The organism is Ciceribacter ferrooxidans (assembly GCF_004137355.1).
Taxonomy (GTDB): Bacteria; Pseudomonadota; Alphaproteobacteria; order Rhizobiales; family Rhizobiaceae; genus Allorhizobium; species Allorhizobium ferrooxidans.
Genome location: NZ_SDVB01000420.1, coordinates 84481 through 97605, shown reverse-complemented (window position 1 = coordinate 97605; position 13125 = coordinate 84481). Strand labels below are relative to the sequence as shown.

The 13125-nt window shown below is 57.3% G+C and carries 6 protein-coding genes and 2 pseudogenes; 5 read left to right on the top strand and 3 right to left on the bottom strand.

What is annotated here, in order from left to right; all coding sequences use genetic code 11:
- Positions 1-525: 525 nt before the first annotated feature.
- Together EUU22_RS24815 and EUU22_RS24810 are read right to left on the bottom strand one after the other, a co-directional pair.
- The gene (locus EUU22_RS24815; protein ID WP_129334632.1) at positions 526-2259 is read right to left on the bottom strand and encodes a UvrD-helicase domain-containing protein; all 1734 of its coding nucleotides are present in this window, start codon (positions 2257-2259) and stop codon (positions 526-528) included.
- Positions 2256-4373 (bottom strand): ATP-dependent nuclease, encoded by a 2118-nt coding sequence (locus EUU22_RS24810; protein WP_129334631.1) that lies wholly within the window; start codon positions 4371-4373, stop codon positions 2256-2258. The genes EUU22_RS24815 and EUU22_RS24810 overlap by 4 nt, the downstream gene beginning before the upstream one ends.
- A 470-nt stretch (positions 4374-4843) precedes the next feature.
- On the opposite strand from EUU22_RS24810, the gene EUU22_RS24805 reads away from it, so the two are divergent.
- From EUU22_RS24805 to EUU22_RS25935, 3 genes and pseudogenes are all read left to right on the top strand, one after another.
- Positions 4844-5677: a hypothetical protein gene (locus EUU22_RS24805; RefSeq protein ID WP_129334630.1), complete on the top strand. Its 834-nt coding sequence runs from the start codon at positions 4844-4846 to the stop codon at positions 5675-5677.
- Between the two features lie 881 nt (positions 5678-6558).
- Entirely contained in the window at positions 6559-8829 is a 2271-nt protein-coding gene (locus tag EUU22_RS24800; protein ID WP_165351301.1) for an alpha/beta fold hydrolase, read from the top strand.
- Positions 8830-9143: 314 nt separating this feature from the next.
- A pseudogene (locus EUU22_RS25935) lies at positions 9144-9278 on the top strand (integrase); the annotation flags it as partial.
- Between the two features lie 284 nt (positions 9279-9562).
- On the opposite strand, the gene EUU22_RS24790 reads toward EUU22_RS25935, so the two are convergent.
- The gene (locus EUU22_RS24790) at positions 9563-11110 is read right to left on the bottom strand and encodes a Fic family protein (protein ID WP_129334628.1); all 1548 of its coding nucleotides are present in this window, start codon (positions 11108-11110) and stop codon (positions 9563-9565) included.
- A 198-nt stretch (positions 11111-11308) separates the two neighbouring features.
- Between EUU22_RS24790 and EUU22_RS24785 the strand changes: the two are divergent.
- Both EUU22_RS24785 and EUU22_RS24780 read left to right on the top strand, forming a co-directional pair.
- Positions 11309-12097 (top strand): annotated as a pseudogene (locus EUU22_RS24785) (helix-hairpin-helix domain-containing protein); the annotation flags it as partial.
- Positions 12098-12667: 570 nt separating this feature from the next.
- Positions 12668-13042, top strand: a complete 375-nt coding sequence (locus EUU22_RS24780; RefSeq protein ID WP_129334627.1) for a hypothetical protein — start codon at positions 12668-12670, stop codon at positions 13040-13042.
- The last annotated feature ends 83 nt before the right edge of the window (positions 13043-13125 follow it).

Genomic DNA, 13125 nt, shown 5'->3' with positions numbered 1-13125 from the left:
TCGCGCTGTTTGACGGGCGGCAGGTGGTCGATGCTCGTCTTCATCAGCGATCAACACCCTTTCCCTCTCTGATTCGAATGGCTTTTCCGGCATGCGCGGAAAGCCACAGTGCCAAAAGCCTCTGCCGCTTTCAACGAAGGGTTTGCAAAATAACCTTCACATTCGTTTTGCACTGCGCAGGCTCGAGGCAACCAATGCCCGCTCGTCAGAGCGACGGCAGGTTTGCTCCCCCATCTCGGTCTTTCGGAGCATCGAGGTGGCTCCCTGAAAGAAGACATTCTTGTGCGGTCTCAAGGATAAGAATCACGGCCGACTGGCTGAGAAGCCATCCGGTTTGATGCAGCCACATGAATCTCGTCGCAACCCCACTGCCAGCCCCTTTAGGGTAGCAAGTTCAGCAAGTACACCGCCGCGCTACGCCGGTTGCCGCCGTGGACACATCGGCGGGATCACGCACTTCACGACGCGCGCCGCGCATCGGCAAATCAATATCTACTTCACGCTCCTGCACAGCCCAGCAAGCCACTACTCGGGCATCACGAGCGCCTCGACGTTCGCTTCGCCGAACAGCTTCGTTGCCGTCGTCAATGCCGTGGCGGACAAAGTTTGCGTCGCCAGCACCGCGAGCCGCCTCATAGGCCTTGAGATCGACACGTAAAAGAGATTACGGGCGCGGTAGAAACCCTTGGTATTCGCTGCGTTGAGTGCCTTGGTCTCGATCAGTTCCAGCAGCAGCGGCCAGTTATAGTGGTTCCACCCGCCACCGAGCACGACCAGCACGTTCTCGAATTCCGCTCCCTTCACGCTGTGCTGGGTAGCAAAAGGTGTCTGCTTGTCGATGAACCGGACCAGCGCCGCCACTTCGGTGTAGGTAACGTCGCGTAGCTCCCGGTGGCGCTGCAAGCCAGTCGCCTCCACCGGTACCGGCTCGCCATCCAAATGCCTGAATTCCTCCTCGCGGCGGAGCACGCGATCGGGAAGCGCAGGTCGCTTCGTCGCCTGCAGGTGATCGAGGACCTCGCCTATAGTGCCCTCGTTCCTCAGCTTCATTAGTACGTCCATGTCGTTACGCCAGGACTGCTTATCCGCCTGCGTATGGATGGCAGGGTGCGCACCGTACAAACGGAAGAGTTCACCATAGTTGGACGCCTGATAGGCTTCCGCCATCGGCTCGAGGATCTCAGCGAAGAACTTGATCGAGGGATCTTCCTTGCGCGCGAAGGCATCGTTGCGTCCAGAGAAAACCTTCGCGATAGAGGGGTAGCCCTGCTCTGCCGCCAGTACGTTGTGGGTCAGCATCAGGACCTTGGTCTTGCCCAGATCCCAGCCTTCACCCTGTAGACGCTGCATTAGGGACTCTCGCACCGTGCGGGCGAGCTCTGGAAAGAGATCGGCCTTCGAATGCGGCGTGTTCGTCCTCGCGCCAGTGAACAGATTGGTGTGGAAGAACCTTGCCTCGCCGGCTGCTTCCGGGTCGGCTACCGCCTGCGGCAATTCTGGCCGGAGGCGGTTGAGCACGTCGACGATGGCGGGCGCCGAACGGAAGTTCGATCCCTTGTCGATCGCCTCGATAGGATAGGCGGCGAGCTCGTACTCGCTGTTGTAGATCGTCTGCCAATGATCTCCGAACAGCCCGATGAGCGGCCCCTTCTTGGGCGTGAAATAGTGATCGGTGATCGCCGTCATGAAGTCGCGGTCGGTGTCTTGATATTCGTCAATGAAGACAATGGGAAACTGCTGCTGGAACAGGAGCTGGAACTTGGGCTTCGCGAGAAGCTGCGACATGTACAAGGGGATGTCGTCATGGGCGAGGGTGATGCGCTTGTCGTCCACGCCGAAGAAGCCGAGTTCGTATTCCACCAGTTTCGACCCGACGCCGCCCGCCGCCTCAAGCTTGCCCTTCCGGCTCTCCGACGCTGCGACCAGTTCGCGAAGAGCCTTCTGGTATTGGCGTAGAAAGGCCCATGAGAATGCGTGTATGGTCTCGACAAGGATGGAGGGGTGGCGTTCGACCTCACGCGCGATCTCGTCGCGCGCGATCTCCGTGTAGGTGATGCAGGCGATCTTGCGTCCGCTTTGCATCAGTTCGGTGCCCCGCTCGGCGAGCATCCGCTTCAAGGCGGTGACGAGCGAATAGGTCTTGCCGGCCCCGGCACCCGCTTCCAACCGGAAGCTGCGGCTTTCTTCCAGACATATCTCGATCTTCGCCTGTGCCTGTTTGGCAGCGGCGAGAGCCGGGTTGTCCCGCACCCCGTTCATGCGGCGGCCTCCCCGCCAGCGTGAACGGGCGGCACAACCGGAGGATATTCCTCTGCGGGCGGCGGTGGTTCGGAGAGCCATTTCAGGCCGTCAATGATGTAGCGCGGCACGTTCCAGTTCGTTTCCCGGATCGCGAAGCGCAGCGCCGTTTCTGACTTGGGCAGTTCCTGCGCGATCTCCCAGGCGTCCTCGGCTTGATTATCACCGTCAGCGAGCTCGAACTTGTCGGGATTCGCGAGCACCAGCGCGTCCTCGAAGCTGCGCGCACAGACGTTCGATCCAGGCGTTTCCGGCACCTGATAGGCGATGCGACGATTGCCGGAAAGCTTTTCGACGTCCGTTTTGGCCAGCAGTGTTTTCACATCGATGTCAGGAGCAGGTTTGGCCTCGACTTCGCCATCGGCCTTCTCGCCTGCCGGTCTGAACCACTCACGAATCGCTGCGTTTGATGTCCTTTCGCCCATCGCGACCGGGCATTTCTTCCAAACGTTTCGGTCGTTTCCTTTCCTGTCCTTCGTGGTATCCAACCGCACGGCATCGAGGTCGGTGATGACCAGCGTCTTCAGCTCGAGAAAGTTCAACAGCGGATAGAAGATATGGGCATATGCGCCACCCACCTCGACCGTGGTGATGTACTGCCTGACAAGCTTATGTTCCTCATCCACGTCGCGATCGACGAACTCGCAAAGCCTCGGCATCAGCACCCGCTCGGTCGTGCCTTCCACGAGGATCGCCTTATCCGCGAAGTATAGATCGCATTTGGTGAGGGTCATATATTGGTGCAGGAATTGCTGGTCGGGCTCCGGGATCGTCGTCATGCCCTTCTTGAAATCCTTTACCTTGGTCCGGCGCCCCAACGCCGGCACTGGTTGCTGATTCAGGAAATAGCGGATTGCTTCGAACGGCGCGGCATTCGCTACGTGTGAAGAATGCGTCGTGATGACGAACTGTACCTGCCATGTCGGTTCGTCCGGATACTTCGCCGACAGCTTCCCCACTGCGGCGTTCAGCTGCTGGATGAATACCTCCTGCATTTGGGGGTGCAGATGCGCTTCCGGCTCCTCAATGAAAATGAGATGTGTGGCTGCCCGCGTCGGTCTCGCGCGATAGAGTTTATGGTAACTCTCCAGCTGCAGGAGCATATAGATCAGGTTACGTGTGCCAAGCCCGTTATATCCTTCCGGCAGATGTACCCCGTCGGCGCCGGTATAGACCACTTTGGTATGGTCCGACAGCAACGCATCGACATTGAGCGACGTCTCAGGTTGTAACTCCGTGTCGTTCATGCTCGGAAAGCCCAGCACATTTATCGCCGGAAGCAATGCTTTCAGCATCGTATCGAAATCTGACTGCACCTCCCGTTCGATAGCCTCGACCGAGGATTTCAGCTGGGCGGCGAGCTGCTGGTCTGCTACGGCCGCTGTCGGCGTGGATGCGGTCTTGAACAAGGTGCTCAGCAACTTGCCGATGACATCGGTGTCGCCGTGCTTGACGTGATCAAGCGTGCGCTGGGCGCGCACCAGGTTGCATTGGAGCAATGCGTTCAAGTGTGTCGTCCCTTCGAATGGCCGCACATTCGCGGGGTCCGTTGGATCGATCGCACTGACCTGAACGGTGTAGGCCTTGAGTATCGCCTCCTTCAGATGCCTCATGAAATGGACCCTTGCGTCGATGCCGACAGGAGCCTCTGCAACGTCAAGCAGCTGCTGCAGCGAAGGAAGGGTCGGCGCGTACTCTAGTTTCACGATGGCGGTCGTTGAGTTCATATCGAGGTCGATGACGAATGCGGACAGCGGCCCCAGGGAGGGGGCGTCACTCTCATACGCGAACGTCAGGGTGATCGTGATCCTTGGGAGGGCGGAGAGGACCTTTCCCGGGTCTTCTCCTTTTTCCCTGAGCTCCTTCGCTTCGAAGAATTTGCTGCGAATGCCGGCGGAAAAATCCTGGAGCCTGAACTTCGCGCCGCCGTCGCCAGCGAAACGCTCGAACGCGTCGGTGAGCGATGTCTTGCCGCTGTTGTTGCGGCCCACGATTACCGTCGATCCCGGCTCCAGCATGATCTCGACATCCTGGAGCAAGCGGAAGCCCTCTACTCTGACCTTCTGTATGCGCATGTTCTCCCCCAAGGAATTGCCTGTGCATTATTCTTGGATAGTCGGTGCAAGCAGCATAAACAACAACGAAGCGCGATATTACGTCTCGGTCTCGCCAAAAGGTAAGTGACGTTATATTGGTATCTGCACACATCGATTGGGCATTCATCCGGAGCTATGGCAACGTTCAACCCGTAGCTTGGTGAGAATGATCAGGGTTCGTGGGACGCTAGAGCCAGGGATCACCGGTGCTTGTTTATACCATCAGACCTGCGTTTGCGTGCTGCCGAGCGGCTTGGTTATCCGACAGTGAAGGTATTGCTGCTTCGACGCGAACACGGATACTACGACGATTTTTCCCATTAACACGACGCCGACTTCAGTTAGATTCCTGGAGCCAAAGCACGACCCGATCGTGTCGATTCAGTTGATGCAGAAGAACGGCATCGACATCATAGCCGACGGCTTTGAAGGTAGAGGAGGAGCTTGGAATGAACCTCGAGGAAGCATTTTGGTCGCAAATTGATCCGCTCTACCATCTGAAGCAGGCAAGTTGCATTCGTTATACGAGGGACATCGATCAGCACTATCGCTTGGACGAGCAGCCGAGCAAAGATACCGGCTTCGGCGCTGAATTGCTCGACGGGATGGATGAAATGAAAGCATCAGCGCTGATGTTCATCCGTTTTCATGCTATCGAAACTCTGCTCACCGTTCTCTTGGGCAGTCATCCACACGGGCCGATTCCTCGATTTGCTAAGACATTCTTCGGCTCGAAATTCAATGAGGCGGTGCAATCCGTAGCTCGTAGGGAGATACCCGCCACCCTCGGAATTCGCAGTGTTACTGATTATGACAAATGGATCGCCACTAAATTCTGGGGCCGCCTGGGAACGGAGAGTGTCCTAGATGATGAGGTTATTAAGTTCATTTCAGTGCAAGCAGCGCTGTTCGGTCAGAAGACCGTTTACAACGCCTTCAAGCACGGATGCCGCATCGGCCGGTCATGGCCGAAACTCAGCGTCCAGGACGAAAAGACCGGCGAGTGGTTTCCCTTACTAGAGATAAACTCTGGTGTCGGTTGGCTAAATTGGGAGGAAGACAAGAAGTCTAAATCGGCGAGCGTCACCTTCGGCGCGATGGCATGTGACCCTGATGATGATCACGGAGCCGTTGTAATCATGGCTCTATTGGTCCGCGCGATGAAGACCATTCGGCAGGCAACGTCGGGGGACAAAATCAACGTTCAACTGCCGAACGAGATCAGGGCTGGTATGCACGTTCCGGCAAATCTAAATTTCAGAATGTCCTCGTTCGCCACCTAGAGGGTGCTCTGTCGCGTCGGTCGATGTGTGCTGTAGGGACTCGCCGTCATTTCACAGCCATCGATGGCGTCAGGCATCTGAGTCTTCCAGAAGAGCGTAGGAGCGTGGCCAGCAGGATAGGCTGAGCCCCGCTGGTTTACGAGCCGGGGCTGCAGAACCACAGTTTCGTCTCGACGGTCGCTCAGTTGAACGGCAAGTTTGGTCGGTTCAGCAGGCAAGACATGCCATTCCGGATACGGCCCCAAGTCAGCCATCTGTCGCAGCGGAGCCACCGCCTCCTAGCGGACGCACAGAGGTCGTGAGTGGGAGCCTCCGGGCGCATTGAGCAGTTTTCGATCAGGTATTCGCGCGCTCACCAAGGTACACACTTGAGGACGCGGTCACGCGACCTCAAGTGTGCTCTCTGATCAGTGGGCGTAGGGTTGTGATATTCCACAGTTGGAACTTGCTAAAATTCATAGAGTGTATTTTGTTAAGGCGTCAACCATTGATCGAGGGGCTTTCATTCTCAAGATGTTGTTCGCTATGCTTGCGCTGGTCGTCATTTCCTCGGAGATTGTCGCCGAACGCTGCCAGGCTATGGCACGGCGCTTTCCACGCTTTCTGAGATTCGTGACCTCGACACAGAAGAGAGCGAGTTGCTCGCATCCCATAACTACCTTGTTTGCCGAAATCCCATTGGCCTCGATCACAACCTCATTGGTCCTGGCGTAGACGCGATCGTCCCGCCAGACCAGGTGAGCTTCCTTCGTTTGGGCTCCACCCGGCAAAAAAAGCGCCGGGACCGATCAAGAGCTGGTTATCTCGGATCACTGCCCGCTAGTTGCCCTACTGAATCTCTAACGACTTACATGCGTGTGGCGAGAAACAGGAGTTCAAACGTGATCTGGAACATTAAGACGATGCTGGTCGCGTCACTTCTGTCGCTGATTTCAGTCACACACCCATCCATCGCTGCCGATCCTATACGTCTGGGAGCAGTGCAGAGCGGTTCCGGATCATTCGCTCCCGAAGAGACGGGTTTAACGGACATGCTGCGAATGTTGGTCGCAGAGCAGAACGCCAAGGGCGGCGTATTGGGCCGGCAAGTAGACCTCGTTATTGCGGACCCCAACTCGGTGATGTCGGCATATGAAGAAGGCGCCCGGCGACTGGTTTCCGAGTCCACGGTTTCGGCTCTCTTTGGCGGTGGGCACCAGAGCACTTGCGACACTATGGGATCGGTCGCGGAGGACGCGAAGGTTGTATTGTTCTGTCCGGGTGAGAACATCGGGTCGAGCAACCGTCCATGGACTGTACAGCTCGGTCTCCCTGCGCAGCAGCGGGTCATCCCAGCGGTTGTGTTTCTTCGAGAAAATGAAGGGGTTAAAAGTTGGGTGCTGGCATCGACTGACTCGGTCTACGGAAAAGAAGTGAACGGCCTTGTAGAAGCATACCTTAAGGAAAAAGGTGTCTCGTCCAACGATCTCCTGACGAGATACGAAGAATTCGGATCTACCGATTGGACCGGCCTAGCCGTGGAGACTTCTAAGCTTCAGGCGGCGAACAGCTCGACAGCCGTGGTCTCGACTGTGTTGGGCGAGTCCAATGAATCCTTCATGGAAGCGTTTCAACGGCTGGGACCCGACACAGCCACTGCGCCGATGGTAATGCTCGGCTTCGACGACGGAAGTTATCTGGGCAAGAGCAGACCGGTCGCTGGATCCTTGTCTGTCCGCAGCTACTTTGAGACGCTCGACACCGCCTCCAACCGAGATCTGCTGCGTCGTTGGAGAGCTCATGAAGGTTCCGCCGCAAGGCCGATTACCGAAATGATGGCTTCGGAAGCGTTGGCTTTTTCAATCTGGGTGTCCGCGGTTGAGCGGGCGGGCACTCCGAATGCCTCCGAATGGCGGGAACAGATACAAAGCGTGATAGTGCCCGGGTTCGCCGGCGCAGACGTGAGCGTCGACGCGACCAATCGCATCATACAGTCGGTTCTCTTGGGTCGGGCTCAGGCCGACGGTTCTTATATCGTGGAAGCTAAGACACCAATCCTCACCGGCGACAAATGGAAAATTGATGTCGCCAACACAAAAGATCTCGTGTCGGAATGGAGTTCTGGCGTCTCCCCGTGCGTGGTGTTTGATATTGGGGAGGGCTGCAAAGCAACTATCGATCATGACAAACGTACCGTCGACTTGATGGTGGCAACGACGAGAAAGGTCGAAAAAGATTCAGATTCAAGCCTCAATTTCGCTCCCGAGCGGGCTGATCTCACATTTGGCGCTACACGTGTTTCTGTGCCAGCGGGACATTCCTTTGGACAAGTTGACCGGCGCTCGTGGATGCAGTGGCTTTCATTGAAGTCGGTGTCGGATACTGAATTCCAAGTTCAGGACGAGAAACTGCTGACGCGTGACGAGTTCACATTGGCGATCAAGAATGCCGAGGCAACAGACGCCCTTGTTTATGTCCATGGATTTCGAAACACATTCGAGGACAGCGTATTTCGCCTCGCACAGATCGTCTGGGATACAAAGTACCAAGGTGTACCCGTCGTCTTTTCGTGGCCGTCCCGTGGAACGACTGCAGGATATGAGACCGACTACGATAGCGCAGAGTTTTCAGCTCCAGCGTTCCGGGAGCTACTGCGAACACTCAAACAAGACGCTCATGTCAGAACGGTTCATGTGATCGCTCACAGCATGGGATCTCGCGTCGTGCTGCAAGGCTTGCTTCGTTCAACCCCGCCACTTGGGGACCGACCCGTTGGCGAACTTGTGTTTGCAGCACCAGACGTTGACAGGCAGATTTTCGCACAGCAGATCGAATCTGTTAGAAACATGGCCAAGGGTGTCACGCTTTACGCGAACAAGAACGATTGGGCGCTTTTCGCGTCCAAGCAGCTTCGGAGCCAGTTTGTGCGAGCCGGAGACGCGAGCATGCCCGACGGACCACTTGTTACCGCCGGCGTTGACACGATCGACATTTCCTCGGTCGGTAAGGACTTCTTCAGCCTGAATCACAGCACGTTCTCGGAGTCGATGTCAGCGATGGAGGAGATTGCCTCACTTCTGTCAGGTGGCGTCAGGCCACCAGACAGACGAACACACATTCTCGTCGGAATGCCTCAAGCAGCCTCACCAGCCTATTGGAAGTTTCCTGACTAGACTCGCTGTGAAACCTAGTGCTTTGACACCTGTTCCGGCGAAGCATCTGCACGCGTTTCGCCGGAAGCCTCTCCCTGCTAGCTCCGGGCGGCGGCTGGTGGCCTCGTGGCGGAGCGTCTCGATGTCCGCTTTCGTTTTCTGCAGCCCTTAAGCGGACAGTCCTCGCCCGGCCCCGCTTTTCCCTGCGTTCTCACATTATCTCCACGGCCAATGGCGACCGAAGGAGAAAGCAAACAGGTATCGCAAAGTACGATCCTGCCGCACTCGGACGACCGGCGTGGAACGCTGGCCGGATGGTCTGATCAAAGAAACCTCTGAAGCAACGCCAGATTTGGGCAATTCGTTTCTTCCTCGACACGGAGGGGCGAATGCGAGACCGGGCGTTGTTTAATCTCGCGATTGACAGCAAGCTACGAGGCTGCGACTTGGTTAAGATCAAAATCGGAAATGCCGCTGAGCATGAAGCAAGTCCGTGATCATGTCGCGAGGAACCACCGTTTGATCGTCGGTCGAGTTCCGAGAACACCGAACTGCTGTTCACGCCGGCCGAACTCTATGGCGCAATGCTCGATAGGGCGAGAATGGACCAACACGTGCCGAGGGCGGCGAGGGCGAGGACAAACGATCGCTTGTAAGCGTCTCCAATGCAGCTTGTCCGACGTTACTGTCTCCTGAATGATTGGTACTTCGGCTTCAACGGCGGCGGCCTGCAAACGTGGTGGATGACTTGGCATCACCCTGCGTCTCGCCGGATTTCGGCGTAAATTGTCTCAATCCGAGCGGCCTCTGCGTCGCTGAGCGCCGAAAACTCCTTGTCGCGAGCCCGCTTTGACAGTCGCCCTTCGTTCTGGCGTAGGAAGCGGAACAAGAGGTCCAGCAAGCGATCGGGCATGTCGATCATTTGCTGCACTTCGATCTTGAACGCGTCATAGATGCGTAGGAATGCCGTCTCGGCCGGCAGATCCACATCGATCGTCCGAGCTACGCATTCGAACAGGAACTCGGCGTGCGGCGTTGCATCGAAGTAGCGGTAGAAGTCTGCGGTGTCATTCAGCACCGCGACATTGCCACGATCCGTTGATTGCCAACGAACCAGCGGCAAAAGGCGGCGTGAGTAGCTTTCCAATACGGTTCGATAGGCATTGATGCGGTCCAGGATGACGGACGAGACCGGAAAGACGAGACCGGGAGGGTTGAACCCGCGCTCGGCGAGAACATGATGGATCAGATAGCGGTGCAGTCGACCGTTTCCGTCCTCGAAAGGGTGGATGTAGACGAAGCCGAAGGCGAGAGCCGCGGCGGCGAGCACAGGATCGAGGCGCTGTGCCGCGCCGCTGTCGAAAGAGGTCAGGCCGTCGATCAGCGAGGGCAGATCTTCATGTCGGGCGCTGACATGATCGGGGATCGGTGCGCCCGTCACGCGATCATGCTCGCCGATGAAGTCGCCCTCGACGCGCAGGCCGAGATGAACGAAGCGCGCGTCGCCGATGACAATGCGCTGCAGCCGTTCCAGTTCGGCGCGGTCTATCGGCCGACGGCCGGCTTCGCCGATCACCTGGCCCCAGCGCTGGATGCGATCTTGCGGCGGATCTTCTCCCTCGATCTGGAAGCTCGAGCGTGAATCCTTAAGCAGCAGGAATGCAGCGGTGCGTGCGAGCAAGTCCGCCGGCACTTCGGCGATCAACTGCTGCGCTTCGTCGCCAAGTCCGCGCGCAACGAACGCATCGAGTGCGGGCGTGCGGAAGATCATCGGGCAGAAGGCTGGCGTGCCGGGCAAATTGTTCTTCACCCGATGTCTTGTCGAACTCGTTCCACTCACCGCGAATTGCCGCTCGGGATCGACGACAAGGGCATAGGTGCCCTGTGCCGCGTCGGGCAGATCGAGCCGTGTATCGAGCAGCCATTCGTAGAGAAACCACAGTCGCCGCGCATAGGCGCCAGTAGGCGTCGCGCGCACCATGTTTGTGACCGGTACAGGACCTGTTTCCCGAAACAGGGCTTTCAGAACCGCAAGGTCTAGTCCTTCATAGCGCAGCGCGAAGGTCAGGTGTCCGGCAAGGTCATTGTCCGGCTGGTGGCGCGGGGTGTAAATGTTCCATCCTCGGGCCTGATAGACTTTGTGGCGTGGACCGATCGCTGACAGGGTGATTGGCACAGGCGCGGATAATTCAAATGCATCGATCAGGGCCGCATAGCCGACAGGGATGGCGGCTTCCGGCATCCACCGGCCGTGAAAGATGCTGACGGCGCCTGAAAACGGCTTTTTTTGTCCCTGCTCCATGAATCCTGATATCCGCGTCTGAAAATTAGTCTCTCAGCGAAGTTCTCATGAAATTCGATTATAGGCAATGAACTTCGATGACATTGAGGCCATGTCTACGAAGATTGATTCTGAAGAGCGGTGTGAGCCAGAAGCTCTTCACCTAAACGACTGATCGATCTGGCGGACAAATGGTACGACGAGCATCTGAGCGAGTTCGAGAAGAGACATGGAGCAGTCCGGCTCGGCATGCGTCTGGTGCGCGGCCTGGCGACGGCCGACGCGGCGCGGATTGTCGCCGCGCGCGCTGACGAGCCCTTCGCATCGGTCGACGACCTGTGGCGGCGTTCCGGTGTGCCGGTCGCCTCGCTCATCGAACTGGCTGAAGCCGATGCCTTCCTGCCGTCACTGGCCCTCAAGCGGCGGGACGCGCTCTGGGCGATCAAGGCACTTCGCGACGAGCCGCTGCCGCTCTTCACCGCCGCGGCGGAACGGGAGGCGCGGGCGATCGCCGAACAGCAGGAGCCGGAAGTCGAGCTCAGACAGATGACCGAAGGTCACAACGTCGTCGAGGATTACAGCCACACCGGCCTGACGCTCCGCCAGCACCCGCTGAGCTTCCTGCGGCATGACCTCGCCAAGCGGCAGATCGTCACCTGCGCCGAGGCGATGAGAGCACGCGACGGACAATGACTGATGACAGCCGGACTGGTGCTGGTGCGCCAGCGGCCGGGATCGGCGAAGGGCGTGATGTTCATCACCATCGAGGACGAGACCGGCGTGGCGAACCTCGTCGTCTGGCCGAAACTCTTCGAGCGATCACGCCGGGTGGTGCTCGGTGCCAGCATGATGGCGATCAACGGCCGGATCCAGCGGGAAGGGGAGGTGGTGCACCTGGTTGCCCAGCAGCTCTTCGATCTTTCGGCAGATCTTTCGAGCCTTGCCGAGCGCGACGGAGGCTTTCGGCTACCGACCGGCCGCGGCGACGAGTTCGCCCACGGCTCTCCCAGAGGCTCAAGGCATGGCATTGGGTAGTATCGCCATCAGATAATCGCATAATGTATCCTCCGACATTAACCAAATCGCTCGGGAAAGCCGACCGCGGAGCGATGTAGTGCTGCCGTCGATTGGCGCACCCTAATCTCGGAAGAAGCAACAGAAATCACGAACGCCGCGCGATTCATTCGACGACTCATGCAACATGTGTTTCCCTGTCGGACCGGGCAAATCCCAATTATACAATTCAGCCCCTAGAAATTATATGAAATTTAGACACAACTACATTATGTAAAAACACGATTTTGTTTAAATGACTCGATCCAGAAATCAAAAATATATTTGTTGACATTTATATCGTTATGTATTTTTATAATTAATCTCTTGCGACCTGTAAGTAACTCAGGCGCATCATGTTGATGTTCGGCGCGTAAATGACTCGCCACTTCCATAACCACTAGCCCAGAGGCTGGACCTTAAAGCGCAAGCATGTCGAACGTGTCCGCGTTAGCTGACGCAGTTTATGATTGCTCATTTGATTCTTCGACTGATCGCACAACATTCTTCTCCGAGGTGCTTTTCATGTCTGAAACAATCACCTGGTCCCTAACCGCGGGTGGCACGTCAGGTTCTGCCATCCAGACCAAAGGTGCATCAACGGGCGATGGAATCGTTTCCGTCTCCGTCGATCTCGATGTCGGAAGCGCCGCGCGTGATCTCGCCCTACAGGTCGATACGGTCGACAATGTCGACTTTCTCGCAATCTCGTCCGACCTCCTCGACGGCTCGGTAACGGTGAAGGCAGATGGGGCGAATGCCTCCGCGCTGAGCGGCCCGATCCTTCTGTTCGGAGACGCGGTCAAGCTCTTTGCGGGTGATTTGACCACACTGACAGTCCACAACACATCGGCGGCCAAACCCGCCAAGGTCACCGTTCTGATCGGCCTTACGGTCTGATCTGACGTCATCCGGTTTCGGCGGCCCGGACGGGTCGCCCGATGCGTAGTTCGCTTCTTGCATTCACGATCCGTTTGGGAACA

Bases quoted from the DNA above. Each gene is read 5' to 3' on its own strand.
- EUU22_RS24815 (WP_129334632.1), bottom strand. From the start codon at position 2,259: ATGAACGGGGTGCGGGACAACCCGGCTCTCGCCGCTGCCAAACAGGCA.
- EUU22_RS24810 (WP_129334631.1), bottom strand. From the start codon at position 4,373: ATGCGCATACAGAAGGTCAGAGTAGAGGGCTTCCGCTTGCTCCAGGAT.
- EUU22_RS24805 (WP_129334630.1), top strand. From the start codon at position 4,844: ATGAACCTCGAGGAAGCATTTTGGTCGCAAATTGATCCGCTCTACCAT.
- EUU22_RS24790 (WP_129334628.1), bottom strand. From the start codon at position 11,110: ATGGAGCAGGGACAAAAAAAGCCGTTTTCAGGCGCCGTCAGCATCTTT.
- EUU22_RS24780 (WP_129334627.1), top strand. From the start codon at position 12,668: ATGTCTGAAACAATCACCTGGTCCCTAACCGCGGGTGGCACGTCAGGT.